The sequence below is a fragment of the Corynebacterium sp. HMSC076G08 genome (assembly GCF_001811515.1).
GTDB lineage: Bacteria > Actinomycetota > Actinomycetes > Mycobacteriales > Mycobacteriaceae > Corynebacterium > Corynebacterium hiratae.
Genome location: NZ_KV805007.1, coordinates 66,822 through 92,511 on the forward strand (window position 1 = coordinate 66,822; position 25,690 = coordinate 92,511).

Below are 25,690 nucleotides of genomic sequence, written 5' to 3' on the forward strand. Positions count from 1 at the left end.
GTCTAGATCGAAGCCTGCCGTATGAGTAGGAGGGGTCGGGCTAGTCCTCCCCGTCATCCTCTCCGGCATCGAGGCGCTGCGCCTCGCCCGGGCCCTTCAGCCGGATGATGTTGTACTCGCCCTCCGCCAGGTGGGCGCGCAGGTCCTTCTTGTCGAATTTGCCCACCGAAGTCTTATCGATGGATTTCACGAAGGTCCAGTACTCCGGCAGCATCCAGGAGGGAAGCTCAGAGCGCATCCCGTTGCGCAGGCGCTCGGCGGTCTCAATCGTGGGGCTGATGTCCGCGGCGAGCACGGTGACAGCCAGCGGGCGCTCCACCCACTGTTTGTCGGGGTAGCCAATGACGGCGCATTCCAGCACCACCGGGTTGGCCATGATGAGGTTCTCCAATTGGACGGAGTAGATCCACTCACCGCCGGAGCGGATGACATCGCGGGCGCGATCCTCCACGGTGAGGAAGCCATCCTCGGTGACGAAGCCGACGTCGCCGGTGCGCAGCCAGCCGTCGGCCGTGAACTTGGAGTCCGCGTCCTCGACATCCTTGCCACGGAACTCGTGGGCAGCACCGCCGTCCTCCGAAGCGGGCGAGTGGTAGTAAGAACCGGTGACCAAGTTGCCGCGGACCTGAATCTCGCCGGCATTGCGGTCCGTGGTGTTGACCACGTGGCCGTCATTGACCACGCGGTATTCCAGGGAGGCAGGGAAGCGCCCTTGGGAGATGCGGTAGGCCCAGCGAGCCTCGCCCGAGGCGCCTGAGGGTGGGCGGGCCACCGTGCCCACCGTGGTGGTTTCCGCCATGCCCCACACGTGGACCACGTCCACGCCGTAGCGCTCTTCCCAGCTTTTGATGAGCTGCGGTGGCACAGGCGAGCCGCCAGCGAAGATCTCCGTCAGCGTCATGCGCTCCGGTGGATTCTTGAGGTAGTGCACGAAGAGCTGAATCCAAATGGTGGGCACACCGTGCGCCACGCGCGGGGAGGTGGCGGCGATGATTTTGGCCAGGGTGGCGGGGGAGACGTCGGCGTCGGGAAGCACCAGCGGCGTGCCCGTCATCCACGCAGCAAAGGGAACACCCCAGCTCAGCACGTGATAGATGGGGATGCAGCACAGGAATGTCTCGCCGTGGGTCACACACAGGGAATCGGAGGAGCGCAGCTGCATTCCTTCCAAGTACAGAGCGCGGTGGGAGTAGAGCACGCCCTTTGGTGCACCAGTGGTGCCGGTGGAGTAACACAGTGCGGCGGCGGTGTGCTCATCCAAAACCGGCCAGTCATACACGGTGGAGCGCCCATCCAGCAGTTGCTCGTAGCTGTAGATTTCAACGTTGCCCGGCAGAGCGGTGCTGGGCTTGCCGACGCCCGTAAACACCACCGCACGCACACAGTCCACACCTTCCAGAACCTGGGCTAGCTGCTCGGCGAGGCGACAATCCGCGACGATGACGCGGACCTCAGCGTGGTTGATGATGTGCCGGATCTGATCATTCATCAGCTGCTTGTTGAGCGGGGTGAACACCGCTCCCTTACAGGCGGTGCCAAAAAGCACTTCGAGGTGCTCGGCGCAGTTCCACATCAGTGAGCCCACGCGCTCGTCACCGGTGATGCCGAGCGTGTCATGCAGGGCGTGGGCGAAGGCGGCGGCGCGGGCGCCGACATCAGCGAAAGTGGTTTCCTCGCGTTCATTGCCGGGATTGGCGCTGTGCCAGGTGATGACCTGGGTTTGGCCGTGGACGGAGGAACCGTACTCCAGGATGCGGGTGAGGGACAGCGGGATATCCTGCATTGTGGAGAGCATGCGCACTACTTTAGCCGTGTCAGTGTGAGCGCGGGGGAAGGATGCGGTATAGTTATCCGCGACTGGTGGGGAACGCTTTCCCCGCATCTCCGAGCTCCCTCCACGGCGCACACACCTGCGGTGACACTCTCATGGCAGTCCAACGGTGCGCGCGACGGTGAGAGGGGAGAGATACGCTCGCAGTCGCCTTCTTAAAATATCTCCCCGCGCTTGACCCGCGGCCGATTCCTTGAGTGCTTTCAGGAGTTCAACAAGGAGTCCTTCACGTTCCGTACCGCCGGGCCGGAGAGGGGGGAGAGCCAAGACAACCACCGCCCACGGGGATCGCGGTTGCGTGAACTCGCTGGTGGCGGAGGACCATCCCAATTACACACTGGCTTCCAACGCCCGCTTGGAACAGCACCACGCACAGTGCAGGTGCGGCAGACAAGACGGCGCGCGTTGGTGAAGCGACGAAAGGATATCCGTGAGCGATACGGACAAGACCGCAGCACAGGATCTCGCCTCCCTGAAGCTGCCGGAATTGCGCAAGCTAGCTGCGGAGCGCGGACTTCGCGGCGTCTCCGGACTGCGCAAGGGGGATCTCATTACTGCCCTGACCACCGGCCAGGTGCCGGCGCGCGGCGCGAAGGCCGCTGCCCAGGGCGAGGCTAAGGACGCACCCGCCGCAGAGGACTCCGCACAGAAGGAGTCGAAGAAGGACGCGCAGCCGCGCCGCGCGACCCGCAAGGCTTCCCGCCCTGCCGGCGCTGCTGACCAGGCCTCCGAGAAACCGGAGTCTGAGAACACCCATAAGGGCGAGGACGGTGCTCAGGAGTCTGAGCAGAAGGACGGCCACGACGAGCAGCGCTACGAGTCCCGCTCCCAGGCCCGCCGCGCCCGCCGTAACCGCGCGCGCCGCCAGGAGCGCGAGGCCCGCGAAGAAGCCAAGGGCAATAACAACGGCAACGGAAATGGCAACGGCGCCGAGGACAAGCAGTCCAAGTCGGAGGGTAACCAGTCCCGTGGCGGCAACAACTCCGACAACTCCGATAACGGGGACCACGGCAACGGTGGCAACAACGGCGGTGGCAATAACGGGGGCGGCAACAACAACCGCCGCGATAACCACCGCAACGATGATGACAACAACGGCGGCGGTGGCCGCCGCAATCGCCGTAACCGTCGCAACCGCCGCGGGCGTGACCGCGATGGCGGCGGCAACGGCGGCAATGACCTGCAGATCCGCGAGGGCGATGAAGTGCAGGTAGTGGGCGGCATCCTCGAGGTCGTCGACAATAACGTGGCCTTCCTGCGCACTACCGGCTACCGCGCGGCCAGCTCCGATGTCTTTGTCAACAACAACCTCGTGCGCCGCCTGGGCCTGCGTTCCGGCGACGCCCTGACCGGCAAGGTCAAGGTCTCGGGCCCGACCCACACCCACGGCAACGGCCGCAACCGCCGCAAGTACAACCAGCTCGTGGAGGTCGACACCGTAAACGGCCTGGATCCGTCCACCGCGAAGGAGCGCCCGGACTTCGCCAAGCTCACTCCGCTGTACCCGAACCAGCGCCTGCGCTTGGAGACGGACCCGAAGATCCTCACCACCCGCGTCATCGACCTCATCATGCCGATTGGTAAGGGCCAGCGCGCGCTCATCGTCTCCCCGCCGAAGGCCGGTAAGACGACGATCCTGCAGAACATCGCCAACGCCATCGCCACGAACAACCCGGAGTGCTACCTCATGGTCGTCCTCGTGGACGAGCGCCCCGAAGAGGTCACCGACATGCAGCGCAGTGTCAACGGTGAGGTCATCGCCTCCACCTTTGACCGCCCGCCGTCAGAGCACACCTCGGTGGCGGAGCTGGCCATCGAGCGCGCCAAGCGCCTGGTGGAGCAGGGCAAGGACGTCGTCGTCCTGCTCGACTCCATCACCCGCCTCGGCCGCGCCTACAACAACTCCTCCCCGGCATCCGGCCGCATCCTGTCCGGTGGTGTGGACTCCAACGCCCTGTACCCGCCGAAGCGCTTCCTGGGTGCTGCTCGCAACATTGAGAACGGCGGCTCGCTGACCATCATCGCTACCGCGATGGTGGAAACCGGCTCCACCGGTGACACCGTCATCTTCGAGGAGTTCAAGGGCACCGGCAACGCCGAGCTCAAGCTGGACCGCGCCATCTCCGAGCGCCGCATTTTCCCGGCCGTGGATGTCAACCCGTCCGGCACCCGCAAGGACGAGCTCCTGCTGGTTCCGGAGGAAGCACGCATCATGACCAAGCTGCGCCGCATCCTCTCCGGCTTGGACTCCTTCGCCGCTATTGACCTGCTGATCAAGCAACTCAAGAAGACCCGCTCCAACGGCGAGTTCCTCATGCAGGTGGCCTCGTCCGCGCCCATGGCGGCTGACACGGATGAGGAGGACTACAAGTAATGTCTAACCAGGTTTCCCTCGTCGATGACATTGTCTCCGAGTTCCAAGGCATCGAAATGCAGATGGCTGACCCGGAGGTAGCCGGTGATCAGTCCCAATTCCGCAAGCTGTCCAAGCGCTACGCCGAACTGCGACCCATCGTCGCTGTGAACGACGAGTTGGTCCAGGCTCGCCAAGACCTGGCCGATGCCAAAGAGATGGCCTACGAGGACCACGAGTTCCAGCCCGAGGTCGACCGCCTTGAGCCACTCGTCGTCCAGCTGGAGGAAAAGCTCGCGGACCTGCTGGCCCCGCGCGATGAGCATGACTCCGAGGACATCATCATGGAGATCAAGGCCGGTGCCGGCGGCGAAGAGGCAGCACTCTTCGCCGGCGACCTGGCCCGCATGTACGAGCGCTACGCCGATAAGGTCGGCTTCCAGTGGGAGGTCCTAGGCCTCAACGAGTCCGACCTCGGTGGTGTGAAGGACATGTCCATCTCCTTCAAGTCCAAGACCCCCTCGCGCGATGGCGCGTGGAGCGTGTTCAAGTTCGAGGGCGGCGTCCACCGCGTGCAGCGCGTGCCGGTGACCGAGTCCCAGGGCCGAATCCAGACCTCCGCAGCTGGTGTGCTGGTCTACCCGGAACCGGAAGAAGTCGAAGCCGTAAACATCGATGATAAGGACATCCGCGTCGACGTGTACCGTTCCTCCGGTAAGGGCGGCCAGGGCGTGAATACCACTGACTCCGCGGTGCGTATTACCCACCTGCCGACCGGCCTGGTGGTGACCTGTCAGAAGGAACGCTCCCAGATCCAGAACAAGGCGCGCGCCCTGCAGGTGCTGCAGGCACGCCTGGACCAGATGGAGCGCGAGGCCCGCGAGGCCGAGGCCGGCGAGCAGCGCGCCTCCCAGGTGCGCACCATGGATCGCTCCGAGCGTATCCGTACCTATAACTGGCCGGAGAACCGCATCACCGACCACCGCATCGGATACAAGGCCAATAACTTGGATTCCGTGCTCAACGGTGACATGCAGGACCTCATTGATGCCCTGCAGGCCCAGGAGCGCGCGGAGCGCCTTGAGGCTGAGGACTAAGGCTAAGGCACGGTTTAGTTCGGTGACTTTTCACACCTATCGGGAGGCGCTTCGTGATGCCACGGAGCGCCTTCGCGCTGCCGGGGTACCTTCACCCGAGTGGGACGCGCGCCTGCTGGCTGCCCACCTCATCCACTGCGGCCACATGGACATCCCGCTTAACGAGGCTCCGATGCCCGGCTTTGACGTGGCATATGGGGCGTTGGTGGGGCGTCGTGAAGCGCGCGAGCCCCTCCAGCACATCCTGGGCGTGGCGTGGTTCGGCGCCCTCGAACTCGAGGTGGGCCCCGGCGTGTTCATCCCGCGCCCGGAGACGGAGGTGCTCGCCGACTGGGGAGTTAAATCTCTTCAGAGATTTAACTCGGGAAAGATGACGAAACTTGACCCGCAATCTCCCCGCGTCGTGGATCTGTGCGCTGGCTCCGGGGCGCTGGCGCTGTACGTCGCCCACTATGTGCCGCAGGCCCAGGTGTGGGCAGTGGAGCTTGCCGACGCCGCCCTGGCCTACACCCGGCGCAATGCCGCAACCGCTTCGCGCGGCGGGGCGGGTTCTGTGAACGTGGTGCAGGGCGACGTCACCGACGCCGAGATCTTGTCGGAACTGCACGGCACCGTTGACCTCGTGCTCACCAATCCACCCTACGTTCCGGAGACCCCGGACCTGGACCCAGAGGTCTACCAGGATCCGCACGATGCGGTGTTTGGGGGAGCAGACGGCATGGAGACCATCAACGCGATGATTCCGACCATCGCCGCGTTGCTGCGCCCCGGCGGGCGTGTGGGCATTGAGCACGACGACGAGACCTCCCAACAAGTGCAGGGAGCCCTGCGCGCGCACGGCGGCTTCACCGATATCGAGGTGCTCAAGGACCTCACTGGCACCGCACGATTTGTCACAGCGAAGCGGGGAGTACAGTAGATTGGTCGAAGATTGGTCGACAAGCCGATAGGAACGGGATTAAAGGAGAGACCAATGCAGGGACAGATTTATAACTGTGCGGACGCTGCTGAGCGCGAGGAAGGCATGGCACTTGCCGTCAAAGCAGCCAAGTCAGGCCGACTCGTCGTGATGCCCACCGACACGCTCTACGGGCTGGGCTGCGATGCTTTCGATAACGATGCCGTGGCCAGCCTTTTGGCCACCAAACACCGCGGCCCGGACATGCCGGTGCCGGTGCTCGTCGGCTCCTGGGACACCGTCAAGGGGCTTGTCGCTTCGTTGGATGACACCGCGCAGACCCTCATCGAGGCCTTCTGGCCGGGTGGACTGTCCATCGTGGTGCCGCAAGCGCCTTCGCTGCCTTGGAACTTGGGCGATACCCGTGGCACGGTGATGCTGCGTATGCCCCTGCACCCCATTGCTATTGAGCTCCTCCGCGAGGTCGGCCCCATGGCGGTCTCCTCCGCGAATATCTCCGGTCAGACCCCGCCGACCACCGCGATTGCCGCCAAGCAGCAGCTGGGCAAGGCCGTCACGGTCTATCTGGATGGGGGAGAGGCCGAGGTGGGCAAGCCCTCCACCATTATCGATCTGTCCGGTCCGCGCCCCTACCTCTTGCGCGAAGGCGCGCTGAGCGCCGAGCAGATTGGTGAGGTCATCGGAGTGTCTGCAGAGTCTTTGCGCACCCGGCCGGGTAGCCAATCCTCTTAAGGAGACATCAGTGGCTGGAACCGGAGTGCCGCTGCGCGAACTGGCGTTGATTATTTTCGTCGCGGCGGCGTTTACCTACATCACCACCGGACTGGTGCGCAGCGTCTTGGTGCGCAGCGGCCAGGTGGCGGAGATTCGTCTGCGTGATAGTCACTCGCAACCCACCCCGCAGTTGGGTGGCGTTGCCATGTTCACGGGGTTTGCGGCTGCTGTCTATCTCGCAGGCCAGCTTCCAGCCTTGACTCGCGGGTTTATGCCGGTCACGCCGGAGATGAACGCTGTGCTGTGGGCAGCCGCGGCCATTGTCATCGTCGGCGTGGTGGATGACCTGGTGGAGCTGAGTGCTCTGGTCAAGCTGATTGGGCAATTGGTGGCGGCGGCCATCATGAGCGGTCTAGGTCTGACGTGGACTCTTCTCTTCTTGCCCTTTGGTGATGGAACCACGGTCATCCTCGACCAGGTCCAGGGGACACTCTTGACTACGTTCTTTACGGTCCTGCTCATCAACGCCATCAACTTCGTGGACGGGCTCGATGGGCTGGCTGCCGGGCTGGGCATGATTGCAGGTGGTGCCATCCTGGTTTTCTCGCTGACCGTGCTGCACGACCAGGGTGGGGCGGTCTCCGCCTATCCGCCGGCGATTATCGCGGCGGCGCTCGTGGGCGTGTGTGCCGGGTTCCTCCCGCATAACTTCGAGCCCTCTCGCATCTTCATGGGGGACAGCGGAGCGATGCTCATTGGCTTGCTGCTGGCGGCTGCATCCACCTCCGCGTCGGGCAAGATCAACATGTCGCTCTATGGAACCGTGGACATCGTGGCGCTGATGTCGCCCGTCATCGTCGTGGTAGCCGCCGTCTTTATTCCAGTCCTGGACCTTGTCTGGGCCGTGATCCGGCGCGTATCCCAGGGGCGTTCGCCCTTTGCCGCGGACAAGGCCCACATCCACCACCGGCTGCTCTCGCTGGGGCACACCCACCGCCGCACCGTGTTGGTGCTGTACCTGTGGGTCTCTGCGGTGGCCTTCGGGGCGGTCTCTTTTTCCATCGTCCCCGCGCCCGTGGCCGTCGTACTAGCGCTTGTCGCGCTCGTTGTGGCCTTTGGCGTGACCCTGATTCCGCTGCGCCAGGGCAAGCTTGGGCGCCAGCCGCGTCCCACCAGCGTGGTGCTGGAAACGGATCCCTCCTGAGGTAGGGTATGGGGCTGTGACTGATTCAACGACCTCCGAAGAGCTTTCGCCGTACGACGATCATCGGCGCCCCCTCAAGCGTGCGCTCCGCCTCGGGGCCATCGGCCTTGTCGTCGTGACCATCGCGTCCCTGGCTATCTGGGGCGGTGTCCGCGGGTTGCCCGGAATCTGGGGCGTACTCGTCGGCGCGGCCATCGGCGGCGGCTTCGTGCTCTTTACCGCGGCCTCAGTTCTTCTTACTGCGCGCACCACGCCGTCGACCACGATGGCGGTGGTGCTTGGCGGCTGGCTGCTCAAGGTGGTCATCCTGATTATGGTGCTGTTGCTGATTAAGGATCTTGAGTTCTACGACACGATGGCGCTTTTCGTCACCGTGCTGCTAGCGTTGGCTGTGACGCTCGGCACTGAGGTCTGGGGTGTGATTACATCCAACGTGACCTACGTGTCCTAGCCAGTCTCGACCTTTTAGAGTGAGCCACTGCTTCCGGTGACCCCGGGAGGGTGGCTTTTTGTGTAGTTAAGTGGCCACGGCGACAGCGCCCGTTACCCCCGTCAAGGTGGGAAAACACGGGTGTGTGACCAAATACACTTGGCAGGGTTTCGGCAGAATGTGGGCGTTTTATAGCGCCCACTGGCACTAGGCTGTGCCTTTAGGGCCGCAACGGGGCCCCCACGTGCGAAAACTTGAGGGCGAACTGATAGCATTCTCTTCGGGTTACCGCGGGTTAGCGCCATGCTATCCCGAAAAAGTACGGTTTATCCTTGCCCTGTTTACGCTGATGTGCGACGGAGTCCGTAGACAGGGCAAAGAGCTTGAGACGTCCATCGCACCACATAGCCTTCGACAAGCTGTGTGGCCCGAACACGGGAGAGAACGCTGAGCGTTACGACATTGGCCATGAAGGGTGAGTTTCACGCACCCGAACTGGATCCAGAATTTTTCCCGGGGCACGTAACCGATGATGGTGAAGTCGTCGATCTTCTTTTCGCCGATTTCGCCAACGGTTGGTTCGCTTTGGATCGCATCATGCTGGTTCGTCTGTTCATGGCGGCCATCCTGGTGCTCCTTTTTGTTGTCGCCTTCAGGAACCCGAAGCTGGTTCCTAAAGGATTGCAAAACGTAGCGGAGCATGCGATTGACTTCGTACGAATTCACATCGCAGAAGACATCTTGGGCCGCAAGGAAGGACGTCGATTCCTTCCGATCCTGGCCACGATCTTCTTCGGTGTTTTGTTCTGGAACGTAGCAACTATTGTTCCAGCTCTAAACATCTCTCCGAACGCTCGTATTGGTATGCCAATCGTGCTGGCTGTCGTCGCGTACATCGCCATGATTTACGCCGGCGCCAAGCGCTTTGGCTTCGGCAAGTTCATCAAGTCCTCGGTGGTTATTCCTAACCTGCCGCCGTTGCTGCACGTGCTTGTCGTACCGATTGAGGCTTTCTCTACGTTTGTCATGCGCCCAGTCACGCTGGCTCTTCGTCTGATGGCGAACTTCCTGGCTGGCCACCTCATTTTGGTCCTGTTGTACTCGGCAACGAACTTCTTCTTCTTCCAGTTCAACGGTTGGACTGCACTGAGTGGCCTCACTCTGGTCGCAGCGGTTCTGTTCACGCTGTACGAAATTATCGTCATCTTCCTGCAGGCATACATTTTCGCCCTGCTGACGGCGGTATACATCGAACTGTCGCTGCATGCAGATTCGCACTAACAACAACGCGAACCTCGCGGTTAACTAAATACCCCAAAACCACCACATCCCCCGCGGAAGAATCCGTGGGAAAACTTTGAAAGGGAACGACTTTCATCATGAACGAAATCATTCTTGCTCAGGCTGCTGACGAGTCCACCCTCAAGGGCCTCGGCGCCATCGGCTACGGCATCGCAACCATCGGCCCGGGTCTGGGCATCGGTATCCTCGTCGGCAAGACCGTCGAGGGCATGGCACGTCAGCCGGAGATGGCTGGCCAGCTGCGTACCACCATGTTCCTGGGTATCGCCTTCGTTGAGGCCCTCGCCCTGATTGGCCTCGTTGCAGGCTTCCTGTTCTAAAGAGCGCTTTACACAAAGTAAATCGAACTTTAAGAACGGAGCCCCATGAACAACGTCATTTACTACCTTGCAGCAGAAGGAAGTGAGCACCTGCCGCTGGAGAGCGGCAACTCCATCCTTCTGCCCAAGATGTACGACTTGGTCTGGTCTCTCATTCCGTTCACCATCATCCTGATTGTGTTCTGGAAGCTCGTTCTTCCGGCATACAACAAGATGCTGCAGGAGCGTGAAGACCGGATCGAAGGTGGCCTTAAGCGTGCGGAGGCTCAGCAGGCCGAAGCAAAGGCCGCTCTGGAAAAGTACAATGCTCAGCTCGCTGACGCGCGAGCAGAGGCTGCGGAGATTCGTGAGCAGGCGCGCGAGCGCGGCAAGCTGATCGAGGCAGAGGCTAAGGAAGCTGCAGAAGAAGAGTCTCGTCGCATTCTGACCGCTGGCGAGAAGCAGCTTGAAGCTTCCCGCGCACAGGTCGTGTCTGAGCTGCGTTCCGACATCGGACAGAACTCCATCAACCTGGCAGAGAAGCTGCTCGGCGGCGAACTTTCGGACGCCACCAAGCAGTCCTCCACCATTGATAACTTCCTGTCCGAGCTCGACACTGTGGCACCGGCCGGAAAGTAGGCAACGATGAAGGCAGCTAGCCGCGAAGCACTCGCTACCGTTGAGTCCAAGCTGGATGAGTTCCTCTCCGGTGACCGCTCGGTGGCGACTGCTACCCAGGCAGGCCAGGACCTCTTTGAGGTGGTCCGCGTCCTCGACGGCGACCGCGAGCTGCGCGTCGCGCTGACCGACGACGCCTCCACCTCCGAGGAGCGCAAGTCCCTGGTCCAGACCCTTTTCGGCGGCAAGGTTTCCCCGGTAGCACTGCAGGTGCTCCAGGAGGCAGCCGCCGCACAGTGGTCGACCCCGCGTGATATCGCCCGCGGCCTTATCATCCTTGGCCGTCGCGCACTGCTGCGCGGCGCTGAGTTTGAGGGCAAGCTGGGCCAGGTGGAAGACGAACTCTTCTCCCTGTCGCGCGTACTTGACCGCGAAGGCGAACTGACCCAGCTGCTTTCAGACCGTACTGCGACGTCCGACCGCAAGGTTGGGCTGCTGGCAAGCGTGCTCTACGGCAAGGTCACGATGGTCACTGAAGCGCTTGCGCTGCAGGCCATTGGCCGCCCGGAGCAGAACCCGATTGATGATCTCGCCGGATTGGCGGACACTGCAGCCAAGCTGCAGGGCCGTACCATCGCGCGCGTGACCTCGGCGGGTGAGCTGAACGATAGCCAGCGGGCAGCACTCGCTGAAAAGCTGGGCAAAATTTATGGTCGTGCGATGTCCATCCACTCTGAGGTTGACACCAGCCTCCTCGGTGGTATGACCATCCGCGTCGGCGACGAAGTCATCGATGGTTCGACGGCAGGCAAGATTGCCCGCCTTCGCGCGCAGATGGCATAAGCCGAAACGACAGAAACGATTAAGTAATTGCTGGAAGATACTACCGAGAGCAGGAAGAACATGGCGGAGCTGACGATCTCCTCCGACGAGATCCGTAGCGCGATTGCGAACTACACCTCGAGCTACTCCGCGGAGGCCTCCCGTGAGGAGGTCGGCGTGGTCATTTCGGCAGCTGACGGTATTGCGCAGGTTTCGGGCCTGCCGTCCGTCATGGCGAATGAGCTGCTCGAGTTCCCCGGCGGCGTGATTGGCGTCGCACAGAACCTTGACACCAACTCCATCGGTGTCGTGGTCTTGGGCAACTTCGAGTCGCTTAAAGAAGGCGACGAGGTCAAGAGGACCGGCGAGGTTCTCTCCATCCCTGTGGGCGAGGAATTCCTCGGCCGCGTTATCAACCCCCTGGGCCAGCCGATTGACGGCATGGGCCCGATCACCGCTGAAGAGGACCGCGTCCTCGAGCTGCAGGCACCGTCCGTGCTGCAGCGTCAGCCGGTGGAAGAGCCGATGCAGACCGGCATCAAGGCTATTGACGCGATGACCCCGATTGGTCGCGGTCAGCGTCAGTTGATCATTGGTGACCGTAAGACGGGTAAGACCGCCGTTTGTATCGACACCATCCTGAACCAGAAGGCTAACTGGGAGTCTGGCGACAAGAACAAGCAGGTCCGCTGCATCTACGTCGCCATCGGCCAGAAGGGCTCCACCATTGCTGGTGTGCGCCACACCCTGGAGCAGCACGGCGCTCTGGAGTACACCACCATCGTGGCTGCTCCGGCATCCGACGCCGCCGGCTTCAAGTGGCTGGCACCGTTCTCCGGTGCAGCTCTGGGTCAGCACTGGATGTACCAGGGCAACCACGTCCTGATCATTTACGATGATCTGACCAAGCAGGCTGAGGCCTACCGTGCGATTTCCCTTCTGCTGCGCCGTCCGCCGGGCCGCGAGGCTTACCCGGGCGACGTCTTCTACCTCCACTCCCGTCTGCTGGAGCGTGCTGCAAAGCTCTCTGACGACATGGGTGCAGGTTCCATGACCGCACTGCCGATCATTGAGACCAAGGCGAACGACGTCTCCGCCTTCATTCCGACCAACGTTATTTCTATTACCGACGGCCAGGTCTTCCTGGAGTCCGACCTGTTCAACCAGGGCGTCCGTCCGGCAATTAACGTCGGTGTGTCCGTCTCCCGTGTTGGTGGTGCCGCACAGACCAAGGGTATGAAGAAGGTTGCCGGTAACCTCCGTCTCGAGCTGGCTGCCTACCGTGACCTGCAGGCCTTCGCGGCCTTCGCATCCGACCTGGATCCGGCTTCCAAGGCTCAGCTGGAGCGCGGTGAGCGCCTCGTCGAGCTGCTCAAGCAGTCCGAGTCCTCCCCGCAGCCTGTCGAGTACCAGATGGTGTCCATCTTCCTCGCAGACCAGGGCATCTTCGACGTCGTTCCCGTCGAGGACGTACGCCGCTTCGAGAAGGAGCTGCACGACCACCTCAACTCTGCAACCCCGCAGGTGTTCGAGCAGATCCAGGGCGGTACCGCTCTGACCGACGAGTCCAAGGATGCACTTGTTGCAGCAGCAAAGGACTTCACTCCGTCCTTCCGCACGACCGAGGGCAACAACCTTGGTACCGAGGCGCCGGTTGACCCGCTCGCCGCGGATGATGTGAATAAGACCGAGCTCAACGTCTCCCGCAAGACGGCCAAATAGAGTTTCGCACGCTCTAAGAATTAACCGTCTAGAAAAAGAAGGGAGGAGCGAACACCATGGCTAATCTTCGTGAACTGCGTGACCGTATCCGGTCCGTCAATTCCACCAAGAAGATCACCAAGGCACAGGAGCTCATTGCTACCTCGCGCATTACCAAGGCTCAGGCCAGGGTAGAAGCGGCGCAGCCTTATGCACGTGAACTGTCCAACGTGCTTAACAAGCTGGCGGCGCACACGTCCTTGGATCACCCGATGCTCCGGGAACGCGAAGATGCGAAGGTTGCCGCTATTCTCGTGGTCTCTTCGGACCGCGGTATGTGCGGTGGCTACAACAACAACATCTTCAAGAAGGCGGCCGAGCTGGAAGCCCTGCTCAAGAGCGAGGGTTTCGAGACCGTCCGCTACGTGACCGGCAACAAGGGCGTTGGCTTCTACAAGTTCCGTGAGGACGAGGTCGCAGGCAGCTGGACTGGATTCTCGCAGGATCCGACCTGGGAAAAGACGCACGATGTGCGCCGCCACATTATCGACGGCTTCGTCGCCGGTTCGAACGGCCAGGCCAAGACCCGCGAGGGCATTAACGTGGAGGGCGAGACCGTTCGCGGTTTCGACCAGGTACACGTCGTGTACACCGAGTTCGAGTCCATGCTGACCCAGACCGCGCGTGTGCAGCAGCTGCTGCCGGTGGTACCGGTTATCGAGGAAGAGGACTACAACCTGGGTGAGTCCGCGCTTTCCGACGCCGAGCCGAACAATCAGATCACCCCTGATTACGACTTCGAGCCGGATGCGGACACCCTGATGGAAGCGCTGCTTCCGCAGTACGTGTCTCGCCTCCTATTTGCGATGTTCTTGGAGTCCTCGGCCTCCGAGTCCGCCGCACGCCGTACCGCAATGAAGTCTGCAACCGACAACGCTACCGAGCTGGTCAAGGACCTCTCGCGCGTGGCCAACCAGGCCCGTCAGGCGCAGATTACCCAAGAAATCACAGAGATCGTCGGTGGCGCTGGGGCGCTCGCCGAAAGCGCAGAAAGTGACTAGATTATGACTACAGCTCTGCAAGAGCAGAACACACAGTCGTCGGCTACCGCCGGCCGTGTGGTGCGTGTCATCGGTCCGGTCGTCGACGTGGAGTTTCCGCGTGGCGGGCTGCCGGCACTGTACAACGCACTGACCGTCGAGGTGACCCTCGAGGCTGTTGCAAAGACCGTCACCCTTGAGGTCGCTCAGCACCTCGGTGACAACCTCGTCCGTGCCGTGTCCATGGCTCCGACCGACGGCCTCGTCCGCGGTGCCGCCGTGACCGACACCGGCAAGCCGATTTCCGTCCCGGTGGGCGATGTGGTCAAGGGCCACGTCTTCAACGCCCTCGGTGACTGCCTTGACCAGCCGGGTCTGGGCCGCGATGGCGAGCAGTGGGGCATCCACCGCGCGCCGCCGGCTTTCGACCAGCTCGAGGGTAAGACCGAGATTCTGGAGACCGGTATTAAGGTCATCGACCTGCTGACCCCGTACGTGAAGGGCGGCAAGATCGGCCTGTTCGGTGGTGCAGGTGTGGGTAAGACCGTTCTTATCCAGGAGATGATTACTCGTATCGCACGCGAGTTCTCCGGTACCTCCGTCTTCGCCGGCGTCGGCGAGCGCACCCGTGAGGGCACCGACCTCTTCCTCGAGATGGAAGAGATGGGCGTTCTCCAGGACACCGCACTTGTCTTCGGCCAGATGGATGAGCCGCCAGGAGTCCGTATGCGCGTGGCTCTGTCCGGCCTGACCATGGCGGAGTACTTCCGCGATGTGCAGAACCAGGACGTGCTGCTGTTCATCGACAACATCTTCCGTTTCACCCAGGCCGGTTCTGAGGTGTCGACCCTGCTGGGCCGCATGCCTTCCGCCGTGGGTTACCAGCCGACTCTGGCTGATGAGATGGGTGTGCTGCAGGAGCGTATTACCTCCACCAAGGGTAAGTCCATTACCTCCCTGCAGGCCGTCTACGTGCCGGCCGATGACTACACCGACCCGGCTCCGGCGACCACCTTCGCCCACCTCGATGCCACCACCGAGTTGGACCGTGGTATTGCTTCGAAGGGTATTTACCCGGCAGTGAACCCGCTGACCTCTACCTCTCGTATTCTGGAGCCGTCCATCGTGGGCGAGCGCCACTACGAGGTTGCACAGCGCGTCATCGGTATTCTGCAGAAGAACAAGGAGCTTCAGGACATCATCGCCATCCTTGGTATGGATGAGCTGTCTGAGGAAGACAAGATTACCGTTCAGCGTGCTCGCCGTATCGAGCGCTTCCTGGGCCAGAACTTCTTCGTCGCAGAGAAGTTCACCGGCCTGCCGGGCTCCTACGTGCCGCTGGCCGATACCATCGATGCTTTCGAGCGCATCTGCAACGGCGAATTCGACCACTACCCGGAGCAGGCCTTCAACGGCCTGGGTGGCTTGGACGACGTCGAGGCTGCGTACAAGAAGCTGACTGAGAAGAAGTAGGGAGAGGCACATGGCTGACATCACCGCCGAATTGGTTTCCGTCGAGCGCCTGCTGTGGACCGGCAAGGCCACCATGGTGACGGCTGAGACCACCGAGGGTGAGATCGGCGTGCTTCCTGGTCATGAGCCCATGGTCGGTCAGTTGATCGACAATGGTGTTGTGACCATCCACCCAGTCGACGGCGACCGTCGCGTCGCCGCTGTCCAGGGTGGCTTCCTCTCCGTGTCCGAGAACAAGATCACCGTCCTCGCCGATTGGGCCATCTGGGCCCGCGAGGTCGATGAAGCCCAGGCACAGGAAGACCTGAAGTCTGAGCGTGAGTTGACAAGGTCTCGCGGCGAAGCTGCACTGCGCGCCGTACGCCGCTTCAACAGCTAACGGATGAGCGGAGAGGGAACCGACGGGCAGCAATGACCGCCCTTCCCACTTTCACTTAGGAACCCCACAACCTCGCTAAGAGGGGGTGGGGTTCCTTCGTCTTCTCCGCCCCCAAGACGAGTAACTCTGAGCAATGACTAGCGTTGTCTACTCCAACGGCGGTACAATCAACCCATGAATTCTCAGGTGCTTCAGGGGCTAACAATTCTTTTAGGTCTGTGTGCACTGGTCCTTCTGGTTTTCCTCATCCTGGCGGCGGTGCGCTTTTTCACCGTGCGCTCCCGCGGCACGAGCATCCTTTTGCGCCAACTACCGTCGAAGGACTCTCATTCTTGGCGTCATGGTCTCGTGCGCTATGACGGCGAGTATATGAATTACTTTAAGCTTCGCTCCGTCATGCCGCGCGCCAACAAGCGTTTTAATCGCCTCGACATCGAATTGGGTAAGACTCGCCCGATGGACGATGACGAGGCTTCTTTTATGCCCTCGGATCACCAAATTATCCAGATTCGCATCGATGGGCGGGACTACGAGATTGCCTCCGATGCGCAGGGCATTATGGCCCTGAACGCGTGGGTGGAGTCGGCTCCGTCGAAGCGCCAAGAAAAGCTGGACTATCACCAGATGCGCCAACGGGCTACCCGTTTACCTAAGAAGTAGCGCTCAACGATAGGGTAGAGGACATGCGTCTTGTCATCGCCCAATGCTCCGTAGACTACGTCGGCCGCCTCGACGCCCACCTTCCGATGGCGGATCGGCTCATCCTCATTAAGGCCGATGGTTCGGTGTCCATCCACGCGGATGATCGCGCCTACAAGCCCTTGAACTGGATGACGCCGCCGTGCACCTTTGAGGAGTCAGCGATTGAGGATATCGATGGCGAAGACACCGGGGAAAAGCTGTGGCTGGTGGAGAACCCCAAGGGTGAGCAGCTGCGCATCACCATTGCTGCGATCCACCAGGATATCGACATGGAGCTAGGTGAAGATCCGGGCTTGGTCAAGGACGGTGTGGAGGCCCACCTGCAAGAGCTGCTGGCCGAGCACATCGAAACGTTGGGGGAGAAGTACTCTCTGGTGCGCCGCGAGTACCCCACGGCTATTGGCCCGGTGGACATTATGGCGAAGAACGCTGAGAACGAGTTCGTCGCCGTGGAGGTCAAACGCCGCGGGGGCATCGATGGCGTCGAGCAGCTCACGCGCTACCTCGAACTGCTTAACCGCGATGATTTGCTAGCACCCGTGCATGGTGTCTTCGCCGCGCAGGAAATCAAGCCCCAAGCCAGGACACTGGCGGAGGACCGCGGCATTCGCTGCGTGGTCCTGGACTATCAGGAGCTGCGCGGTATCGAATCCAACGAGCTGCGGTTGTTCTAGTGCCACGCCGCAACCGCAGAATCCGCGAGGAGTCGCGCTCGCTGCCGCGCGATGGCAGCGCCTTCCTGGGCTCGCAGACGGTGGCAGGGCCGACCTGGACCAATGGCGAGCCCTTCGTCATGCGGCACGTCGGAAGTGCCGCCGCCCAGAAGTTTTACGTTTGCCCAGGATGCAACCAGAATATCCCTCCCGGGGTGGCGCACATCGTGGCGTGGCCACGGGATACCGGTGGGCGCGGTGAGGACCGTCGACACTGGCACCGGCACTGCTGGGACCGGCGGTAGGATGGCGGGCATGATTGTTGCCTTTTCCGTAGCGCCCACTGTCGTGGGCGATGAAAGTGCTGAAATGTCCGAGGCCGTGGCCGAAGCAGTGCGTGTTGTCCGTGCTTCGGGCTTGCCCAATGAGACCAACTCCATGTTCACCATCATTGAGGGTGAATGGGACGAGGTCTTCGCGGTCATTAAGGAGGCCACCGATGCCGTACGCGCCGTGTCGCCGCGCACGAGCCTGGTGATTAAGGCCGATATCCGCGAAGGCGTGACCGGGCAAATCACCCAAAAAGTAGATTCCGTTAACCGTTACCTGGAGGAGAATAAGTGACCGGACCGTACGTAGGAGGAGCCCTCGACCTGGGTGCGATCAAGCAGCAGGCGGAGGCACGGGCGCAAGCCCAGACACAGGCTGCAAGCGCCGGAGCCGCTAGCTCCGGCGGCTCCAGCGAAGGGATCGCGCCCTTCTTCGAGGTCACCGAGCAGAACTTTGAGAATGACTTGGTACGCCGCTCCGCGGAGGTGCCGGTTATTGCCTTGATCGGCTCGCCGCGCTCGCCTGCCTCCGAGCAGCTCAAGAAGGACTTCGAGGAGATGGCGGCCACCGGTGGGCTGAAGTTCATCGTGGGCTACATCAACGCCGATGTCGTGCCCCAGGTAGCGCAGGTCTTCGGCGTGCAGAATCTGCCGACCACCGTTGCCATTGCCGCCGGCCAGCCCGTCACCAACTTCGAGGGTGGACAGCCGCGTGAGAACCTCGAGCAGTGGGTTGCGGCGATCGTCGACAAGCTCGGCCCCCAGCTCAAGGGCCTACCCGAACAGGGCGAAGCAGGGGAGAACCCCGCAGAGGAAGTTGCTGATCCGCGCCTGAGCCTTGCGGAAGACGCACTCAACCGCGGCGATTTCGATTCCGCCATCGCCACCTACGAGGAGATCTTGGCCGCCGAGCCAGACAACGTGGAAATCAAGCAGGCCCGCGATACCACGCTGTTGCTCAAGCGTTTGGACCCAGCTAATCGCAGCGAGGATCCCGTCGCCGCTGCGGATGCCGCCCCGGAGGATGTGTCCAAGCAGCTCGATGCCGCCGACGCGGAGGTTGTCGCCGGTGCCCCTGACCGCGCCTTCGAGCGCCTCATCGACGCCATGAAGCGCACCGCCGGGGATGACAAGGAGCAGCTCAAGACTCGCCTCTTGGAGCTCTTTGGGCTCTTCGACTCCGGCGACCCTCGCGTGCTTGCTGCGCGCACGAAGCTGGCAAGCGCGCTGTACTAAAGACGGCGTAGTAATAGTGCCCGGCTTGTGCTGGGGCCGAGAGTGACCTTCCAGGACTGTCGCGGGTTGAACCCTCAGGATGACTCAACTGAGTCCTCTCTGAGGGTCTTTTGCGTTAAATCTATTATGTGAGTTGAAGCATGCTACATTCCTTCTAGTGTTATCACGCACACTGGTTGTTTAACTCTTTCAGGAGGACTCTCATGCGCAAGCTCCTCGGCGTCGTCGGCGCCGCCTCTCTTGCTTTTACCCTTGCCGCCTGCGGAAGCGACGGCTCCGATAGTGCCGGCGGTGCCAACTATGTTCGCGTTCTGGGCACCGAGCCGCAGCAGGGGCTTATCCCCGCGATGACGAATGAGAACGGTGGCGGACGCATCGTCGACATGCTGTTTTCCGGATTGGTGTACTACGACGCTGACGGCAACGTGCACAACGAGATGGCCGAGTCCATTGACAAGGAAGGGGACAAGACTTACAAGGTCACGCTCAAGCCGGACCTGAAGTTCTCCGATGGCTCCGCCGTAACCGCGGCTACTTTCGTCGATACGTGGAACTACGCTGTAGCCAACGAACAGCTCAATGAGAGCTTCTTCTCCTCCATTAAGGGCTACGGTGAAGGCGTCAAAGAAATGGAGGGCCTCAAGGTCATCGATGAGCGCACCTTCACCATCGAGCTCACCCAACCGGAAAGCGACTTTCCGAGCCGCTTAGGTTACAACGCGTACTTCCCGGTGCCTGCGGCCGCACTGGAGGACCCACAGGCTTTCGGCGAGACCCCGGTGTCCAACGGTCCGTACAAGATCAAGGAATGGAACCACAACCAGAACCTGATCATCGAGCCGAACCCGGAGTATAAGGGCGACCGCGCAGCGCAGAACGACGGCATCGAATTCGCCTTCTACGCCGACTCTAGTGCTGCGTACATGGACCTGCTGGCGAATAACCTCGATGTGCTCGAAGCCATTCCTTCATCCGCTTTCGGCAGCTATGAGCAGGACCTGGCCGGCCGCGAGGAGACCAAGCCGGCTGCCACCTACCTGGAGATGTCCATCCACGTAGAAACGCCTCATTTCAGTGGGGAAGAGGGCACGCTGCGACGCAAGGCAATCTCGATGGCCATCAACCGTGAGGAGATCGCGGAGACCATCTTCCATGGCACCCGCACCCCGGCCCGGGAGTTCACCTCACCGGTGCTGAACGGGTACAACGACAGCCTGCCGGGTTCGGAGAACCTGGACTATAACCCGGAGGAAGCCAAGAAGCTGTGGGCGGAGGCCGACAAGAAGTACGGTGCTTTTGAAGGCACGTTCCCGATCAACTATAACACCGATGGTGACAACAAGGACTGGGCTGATGCGGTGGCTAACAGCATCAGCAACGCGCTGGGAATCCAGGCCGTGGGCAACCCTTACCCGGACTTCAAGTCCTTCCGCGATGCCTACCGCACCGAGCGTATGGACGGCGCCTACCGCACGGCGTGGTTCGCCGACTATCCCTCGATGGGTAACTTCCTTGGGCCAAACTTCACCACGGGCGTAGCTTCGAATGACTCGAAGTACTCCAACCCGGAATTCGATGAACTGATTGTGAAGGCCAACGGCGCCGCGAACGAGGAGGAAGCCGCGAAGCTCTACAACCAGGCACAGGAGCTGCTGCTGCGTGACCTTCCCTCCATCCCGCTGTTCTACCCGAACGTGGTCGGCGGGTGGTCGGAGAACGTCCAGGACGTGACATTCAACTGGAAGTCCCTGCCGGTGTACTACGCGGTGAAGAAGAACTAGGGATCTGGTCCTACAGACACACCGCAATATGACTAAAGTGCGGAGGCATGACCTCCGTACTTTTTCTTTGCAATACCAACCGGGGCAAGTCTCAGATGGCGGCTGCCTTAGCTAGGAAGCATGCGCCCGATTGGGAAGTTCACTCTGCAGGCGTAAAGACCACTGAACAGCACCGTGAGCAGGGGGTGAACGCTGAGGCGCAGGCTTCCCTTGCAAAGGTCGGAGCGGACATGGAAGGTACGCCGACGCTGCTTGATGCCGGCCTCGCGTCTTCGGTGGATCACGTCGTCATCGTCGGTGATGCCGACTATGACGGAGTGGCTGAGCGTTGGGAGATTGAGGACCCGTCCGTGCGTGGCCTAGAGGGAGAAGCGCGTATGGATGCGCTGCGCGATGACATTGATGCTCGCGTAAGAGCTTTCCTTGATGGTCACGCGCAGGACTGAAAACTGAAACTGCCTGAGTTGCCAAAACTAGGGGCTGGAATTCGATCCCAGCGGTGATCTTTGGCAACTCGGGCAGTTGTATTTTGAGAAACTAGCCACGGAAGGCATACCACTGCACCGAGTTGGCCGGCAGGTGCAGCTGTACGTGGTTGCCTTCGGAGCGCACGTGGTGGGCAAGGTCGTTGCCAGCGCCCTGGTAGACGGCGTCGTCTGTGTTGATGACCAGCTCCCACTCGCCATCGCGCGGCACCCAGAGGTCATAGTGGGGCACCGAGCTGCCGGAGAAGTTGCACACCGCCAACAAGGCGGAGCCGTCCTTGCCGTAGCGGACGTAGCCCAGCATGTTGTTATTCGAGTCATCAGCCTTGACCCACTGGAAGCCATCCTGCGTGAAGTCTTGTGTCCACAGGGCCGGCTGTTGCTTGTACACCGCGTTGAGGTCGCGCACCAGGCGCTTAATGCCGTGGTGCCACTCGTTGCCCCAGCCCTCCAAGTTGGACCAGTCCACAGAGTGGCCCTCTGCCCATTCGGTGGTCTGGCCAAACTCCTGGCCCATGAACATCAGTTGCTTGCCCGGGTGGGAGAACATGTAGCCGTATAGCGCACGCAGGCCCGCGGCCTTATTCCAGTCATCGCCCGGCATGCGCTCCCACAAGGAGCCCTTGCCGTGCACCACCTCGTCGTGGCTAAAGGGGAGCACGTAGCGCTCCGAGTAGGCGTAGACCATGGAGAAGGTGAGCTCGCCGTGGTGGTAGCGGCGGTGAATCGGTTCGTGTTTGAAGTACTCCAGGGTGTCGTTCATCCAGCCCATGTTCCACTTCAGGCTAAAGCCCAGTCCGCCCTCGTGGGTCGGTGCGGTCACGCCCGGCCAGGAGGTGGACTCTTCCGCGATGGTCAGCACGCCCGGGTGGGTGCGGTTCAGGGTGGCGTTGGTTTCCTGGAGGAATTGGACGGCCTCAAGGTTCTCGCGCCCGCCGTAGATATTGGGCAGCCATTCCTCGCGGGAGTAGTCCAGGTAGAGCATGGAAGCAACGGCGTCGACTCGCAGGCCATCCACGTGGAACTCCTCAGCCCAGTACAGGGCGTTAGCCACGAGGAAATTGCGCACCTCGTTGCGGCCGAAATCGAAGACGTACGTGCCCCAGTCAGCCTGTTCGCCGCGGCGCGGATCCGGGTGCTCGTAGAGTGCCTGCCCATCGAAGCGGCCCAGCGCCCACTCATCCTTGGGGAAGTGCGCGGGAACCCAGTCAACGAAGACGCCGATGCCTGCCTTGTGCAGGTCGTTGATGAGCGCGCGTAGCTCGTCCGGGGTGCCCCAGCGCGCGGAGGGAGCGTAGTAGCCGGAGACCTGGTAGCCCCAGGATCCACCGAAGGGGTGTTCGGCCACGGGCAGCAGCTCCACGTGGGTAAAGCCGTGCTCCACCAGGTAAGGGATGAGTTCTTCGCGCAAGCTGTTGTAGTTGGCGCCCACTTTCCAGGAGCCGACGTGGAGCTCATAAACGCTCATCGGGACGTCGAGGTCCCCGGTGCGCTTGCTCATCCACTCCTCGTCGCTCCACTCGAAGCTGGAGCGGGCCACCACGGAGGCGGTTTCCGGCGGGGCAATGGTGCGCTTGGCCAGGGGGTCGGCCTTGTCAATGCGCGGAGAGTTCTTGCCGTGGACCGCAAACTTATAACGCTCGCCTTCGCCCACGCCGGGGATGAAAACCTCCCAAATGCCCGTGGAGCCGAGGCAACGCATGGGGTACTGGGTAGGGTTCCAACCGCAGAAGTCACCGACCACGGCCACGCCTTCCGCGTTGGGTGCCCACACGGCAAACGCCGTTCCTTCGACCTCACCCAAGTCGGTGGTGTAGCTCTTGAGGTTGGCGCCCAAGACCTCCCAGAGGCGCTCGTGGCGGCCTTCGCCAATGAGGTGCTGATCCAGGGTGCCCAGGGTAGGCAGGAAGTGGTAGCCGTCCGCTACCTCGACGGCGGGCTGGCCCGGGTAGGTGATGCGCAGGCGGTAGTCTGCTTCTTCGGCGAGCGAGGCCTCCCAGATATCATCCCCAACCGCGCGCATGGCGAGGGTTTCGGTGGCGGTGACGAGCTCGACGGCTTCGGCACCGGGGCGGCGAGTGCGGACGGTTCCGTCGTGCCACCCATAGAAATCATGGGGCGCGTGGTGGCGGCAGTGGTTGAGGCGTTCGAGGTCTGAGGCCGGGATGTTCATACAGACCAAATTACCGAACAACGCCCGCTCGCGGGGCCTAAAAGAAACCCCGCGCTACCTATGAAGGGGGTACGGGTTCAGCGCGGGGTTTCAGCGGCTTTAAAGCTTAGGCGCGGTAGTCGTTCACCCGGCGCCACGCTATGCGTTCCTGCAGGTCATGGTGGGCCGGCGGGAGGATGAAGATGTGGGCGACGTCACGCAGCGGTTCCAGGCGCACGAAGTTACGGTCGGACCACTCGTAGGCAGCTCCACTGATGGTGTCCTGCACCGTGAAGTGATCGCCCGGGTGGCGGCCCACGGCGGCAAGATCCAGGAAGACTGTGGCCTCCTGTGCATTGCGCGGATCCAGGTTGACCACCACGAGCACCACGTTGCCGGTGGTGGGATCAGCCTTGGAGTAGGCAATGATGGCCTCGTTATCGGTGTTGTGGAAGCGCAGCGTGCGCAGTTGCTGGAGGGCCGGGTTCTCGCGGCGGATGAGGTTGAGCAGGCGGATATAGGATTCCAGGGAGTCACCAGACTTGACTGCGGCCTGGAAGTCACGCGGGCGCAGCTCGTACTTCTCCGAATCGAGGTATTCCTCGCTGCCCGGCTTGACTGCTTGGTGCTCGTAGAGCTCGAAGCCGGAGTACACGCCCCACAGCGGGGAGAGCGTGGCCGCCAGGGTGGCGCGGATGGCGAACATGGCGCGCCCGCCGGTCTGCAGGGACTCGTGGAGGATATCCGGGGTATTGACAAAGAGGTTGGGCCGGCAGATATCGGCTTGCTCCACGTGCATCTGCGCGAATTCGGTGAGCTCGTGCTTGGAGGTCTGCCACGTGAAGTAGGTATAGGACTGCGTAAATCCTGCCTTGGCCAGACCGAACAGACGCGGGGCGCGGGTAAAGGCCTCGGAGAGGAAGATGACCTCCGGGTGGGTGATGTGCACCTTGGAGATCAGCCAGTTCCAGAAATTGGCCGGCTTGGTGTGCGGGTTATCCACGCGGAAGGTGGTGACACCAGCCTCCACCCAAATCATGACGATGCGGTAGATCTCCGCGTAAATGGCGTCTGGGTCGTTATCGAAATTGAGCGGATAGATGTCCTGGTACTTCTTCGGCGGGTTCTCCGCGTAGGCAATGGTGCCATCGGCCAACACCGTGAAAAATTCCGGGTTGGTCTTGGCCCACGGGTGGTCCGGGGAGGCCTGCAACGCCAAGTCCAGTGCTACCTCCAGGCCCAAGTCGGCGGCCTTCTTGACCAGCTCCTTGAAGTCCTCCATGGTGCCCAGCTCCGGGTGCGTGGTGGAGTGGTCCTGAATGGCCCACGGCGAGCCCACATCACCAGGCTCAGCCACCACCGAGTTGTTGCGGCCCTTGCGGTGCACTTCGCCAATGGGGTGGATGGGAGGGAAGTAGACGGTGTCGAACCCCATGGCAGCCACGCGCTCCAGTGCCTGCGCTGTGGTCTTAAACGTGCCGTGCACGGGGTTGCCCTCGTCATCCCACCCGCCGGTCGAGCGCGGGAAGAGCTCGTACCAGGAGTTGTAGAGGGCCTCGCGGCGCTCTACCAGGACCTCGTGGATGTCACCTTCGACCAGCAGGTGGCGCAGCGGGTGGTGGTGGAGGATCTCGGCGACCTCCTCGGAGAGCGCGGTACGCACGCGCTTGTCGACGTCCACCGTGTCATCCTTGAGCTCTTTCGACGCCTGAAAGAGCAGCTCCGCCTTATCGCTCGGGCACTGGATGGCCGCCTCCTCGAAGAGCTCGGCGCCGTGCAACAGATCGTTGCTGAGCTCCTGTGCGGATTGCCCCGCCTCCATCTTCTTGATCACCGCGTTGCGCCACGTGGACATCGGATCCGACCAGGCATCGATGCGGAAGAACCAACGCCCGGGAGTCGCCGGAGTAAACACCCCGTGGACTCGGTCCTGGTCTTCCGGGTCCACGGTCATGGTCACGGCGGAGGTGGACGGGGATTCGGTGTTCCACACCGACAGCGTCGCGGCGACGGCATCGTGGCCCTCGCGCCACACCAGCGCGGTGACAGGAACAACCTCTCCGACTACGGCCTTCGAGGCGGCATTACCGGAGAGGGAGGGGCGGACATCGTCGATACCAAGGCGTTGAGTCATGCCCATAGAATAATGCAGCTGTGTCAGTTTCACCGG

General features: G+C 61.9%; 24 protein-coding genes. 21 read left to right on the top strand and 3 right to left on the bottom strand.

Features of this window, described 5'->3' with window-relative positions:
* Window positions 1–40 precede the first annotated feature (40 nt).
* A complete protein-coding gene (locus tag HMPREF2806_RS00355; protein WP_049155160.1) occupies window positions 41–1,795 on the bottom strand; it encodes a long-chain fatty-acid--CoA ligase in 1,755 nt (584 codons plus the stop codon).
* A gap of 466 nt (window positions 1,796–2,261) precedes the next feature.
* Between HMPREF2806_RS00355 and rho the strand changes: the two genes are divergently transcribed.
* The 21 genes from rho (at window position 2,262) to HMPREF2806_RS00455 (ending at window position 21,329) form a co-directional block, all read left to right on the top strand.
* Window positions 2,262–4,205, top strand: a complete 1,944-nt coding sequence (gene rho, locus HMPREF2806_RS00360) for a transcription termination factor Rho (protein WP_070515572.1) — start codon at window positions 2,262–2,264, stop codon at window positions 4,203–4,205.
* A complete protein-coding gene (gene prfA, locus HMPREF2806_RS00365) occupies window positions 4,205–5,281 on the top strand; it encodes a peptide chain release factor 1 (protein ID WP_049155076.1) in 1,077 nt (358 codons plus the stop codon). The genes rho and prfA overlap by 1 nt, the downstream gene beginning before the upstream one ends.
* Before the next feature lie 22 nt (window positions 5,282–5,303).
* Window positions 5,304–6,200, top strand: a complete 897-nt coding sequence (gene prmC, locus HMPREF2806_RS00370) for a peptide chain release factor N(5)-glutamine methyltransferase (protein WP_070515574.1) — start codon at window positions 5,304–5,306, stop codon at window positions 6,198–6,200.
* A 54-nt stretch (window positions 6,201–6,254) separates the two neighbouring features.
* Window positions 6,255–6,932, top strand: coding sequence for an L-threonylcarbamoyladenylate synthase (locus HMPREF2806_RS00375; RefSeq protein WP_070515577.1), 678 nt, complete (start codon window positions 6,255–6,257; stop codon window positions 6,930–6,932).
* A gap of 10 nt (window positions 6,933–6,942) precedes the next feature.
* Window positions 6,943–8,118, top strand: coding sequence for an MraY family glycosyltransferase (locus HMPREF2806_RS00380; RefSeq protein ID WP_070515579.1), 1,176 nt, complete (start codon window positions 6,943–6,945; stop codon window positions 8,116–8,118).
* Between the two features lie 16 nt (window positions 8,119–8,134).
* Window positions 8,135–8,569 (top strand): Cg1360 family ATP-synthase-associated protein, encoded by a 435-nt coding sequence (locus HMPREF2806_RS00385; RefSeq protein WP_049155069.1) that lies wholly within the window; start codon window positions 8,135–8,137, stop codon window positions 8,567–8,569.
* Between the two features lie 447 nt (window positions 8,570–9,016).
* Window positions 9,017–9,829, top strand: coding sequence for a F0F1 ATP synthase subunit A (gene atpB, locus HMPREF2806_RS00390; RefSeq protein WP_049155068.1), 813 nt, complete (start codon window positions 9,017–9,019; stop codon window positions 9,827–9,829).
* 98 nt (window positions 9,830–9,927) lie between these two features.
* Window positions 9,928–10,170 carry an ATP synthase F0 subunit C gene (locus HMPREF2806_RS00395; protein ID WP_010187073.1) on the top strand — a complete coding sequence of 81 codons (243 nt, stop codon included), beginning with the start codon at window positions 9,928–9,930 and terminating at the stop codon, window positions 10,168–10,170.
* A gap of 45 nt (window positions 10,171–10,215) precedes the next feature.
* Entirely contained in the window at window positions 10,216–10,788 is a 573-nt protein-coding gene (locus tag HMPREF2806_RS00400; protein WP_070515580.1) for a F0F1 ATP synthase subunit B, read from the top strand.
* A 6-nt stretch (window positions 10,789–10,794) separates the two neighbouring features.
* Window positions 10,795–11,610, top strand: a complete 816-nt coding sequence (locus HMPREF2806_RS00405) for a F0F1 ATP synthase subunit delta (protein ID WP_010187070.1) — start codon at window positions 10,795–10,797, stop codon at window positions 11,608–11,610.
* 60 nt (window positions 11,611–11,670) lie between these two features.
* Window positions 11,671–13,311, top strand: coding sequence for a F0F1 ATP synthase subunit alpha (gene atpA / locus HMPREF2806_RS00410; RefSeq protein ID WP_010187069.1), 1,641 nt, complete (start codon window positions 11,671–11,673; stop codon window positions 13,309–13,311).
* 56 nt (window positions 13,312–13,367) lie between these two features.
* A complete protein-coding gene (locus HMPREF2806_RS00415) occupies window positions 13,368–14,351 on the top strand; it encodes a F0F1 ATP synthase subunit gamma (RefSeq protein ID WP_070511577.1) in 984 nt (327 codons plus the stop codon).
* Window positions 14,352–14,354: 3 nt separating this feature from the next.
* Window positions 14,355–15,803, top strand: coding sequence for a F0F1 ATP synthase subunit beta (gene atpD, locus HMPREF2806_RS00420; protein WP_070515582.1), 1,449 nt, complete (start codon window positions 14,355–14,357; stop codon window positions 15,801–15,803).
* 10 nt (window positions 15,804–15,813) lie between these two features.
* Complete coding sequence (locus HMPREF2806_RS00425) at window positions 15,814–16,182, top strand: F0F1 ATP synthase subunit epsilon (RefSeq protein WP_049155064.1); 369 nt, start codon at window positions 15,814–15,816, stop codon at window positions 16,180–16,182.
* Window positions 16,183–16,356: 174 nt separating this feature from the next.
* A complete protein-coding gene (locus HMPREF2806_RS00430) occupies window positions 16,357–16,842 on the top strand; it encodes a DUF2550 domain-containing protein (protein ID WP_070511579.1) in 486 nt (161 codons plus the stop codon).
* A 23-nt stretch (window positions 16,843–16,865) separates the two neighbouring features.
* Window positions 16,866–17,558, top strand: coding sequence for an endonuclease NucS (nucS, locus tag HMPREF2806_RS00435; protein WP_049155061.1), 693 nt, complete (start codon window positions 16,866–16,868; stop codon window positions 17,556–17,558).
* Window positions 17,558–17,842, top strand: coding sequence for a hypothetical protein (locus HMPREF2806_RS13690; protein WP_083306479.1), 285 nt, complete (start codon window positions 17,558–17,560; stop codon window positions 17,840–17,842). The genes nucS and HMPREF2806_RS13690 overlap by 1 nt, the downstream gene beginning before the upstream one ends.
* A 10-nt stretch (window positions 17,843–17,852) precedes the next feature.
* Window positions 17,853–18,161 carry a thiamine-binding protein gene (locus tag HMPREF2806_RS00440; protein WP_049155059.1) on the top strand — a complete coding sequence of 103 codons (309 nt, stop codon included), beginning with the start codon at window positions 17,853–17,855 and terminating at the stop codon, window positions 18,159–18,161.
* Window positions 18,158–19,102 carry a tetratricopeptide repeat protein gene (locus HMPREF2806_RS00445; protein WP_070515584.1) on the top strand — a complete coding sequence of 315 codons (945 nt, stop codon included), beginning with the start codon at window positions 18,158–18,160 and terminating at the stop codon, window positions 19,100–19,102. The genes HMPREF2806_RS00440 and HMPREF2806_RS00445 overlap by 4 nt, the downstream gene beginning before the upstream one ends.
* Before the next feature lie 203 nt (window positions 19,103–19,305).
* Window positions 19,306–20,883 (top strand): peptide ABC transporter substrate-binding protein, encoded by a 1,578-nt coding sequence (locus tag HMPREF2806_RS00450; protein ID WP_070511583.1) that lies wholly within the window; start codon window positions 19,306–19,308, stop codon window positions 20,881–20,883.
* A 47-nt stretch (window positions 20,884–20,930) separates the two neighbouring features.
* Complete coding sequence (locus tag HMPREF2806_RS00455) at window positions 20,931–21,329, top strand: arsenate reductase/protein-tyrosine-phosphatase family protein (RefSeq protein WP_070515586.1); 399 nt, start codon at window positions 20,931–20,933, stop codon at window positions 21,327–21,329.
* A 91-nt stretch (window positions 21,330–21,420) separates the two neighbouring features.
* Here the strand turns inward: HMPREF2806_RS00455 and glgB are convergent, their stop codons facing one another.
* Together glgB and HMPREF2806_RS00465 are read right to left on the bottom strand one after the other, a co-directional pair.
* Complete coding sequence (gene glgB / locus HMPREF2806_RS00460) at window positions 21,421–23,541, bottom strand: 1,4-alpha-glucan branching protein GlgB (RefSeq protein ID WP_070515588.1); 2,121 nt, start codon at window positions 23,539–23,541, stop codon at window positions 21,421–21,423.
* Window positions 23,542–23,647: 106 nt separating this feature from the next.
* A complete protein-coding gene (locus HMPREF2806_RS00465; protein ID WP_070515620.1) occupies window positions 23,648–25,654 on the bottom strand; it encodes a maltotransferase domain-containing protein in 2,007 nt (668 codons plus the stop codon).
* Window positions 25,655–25,690: the final 36 nt, after the last annotated feature.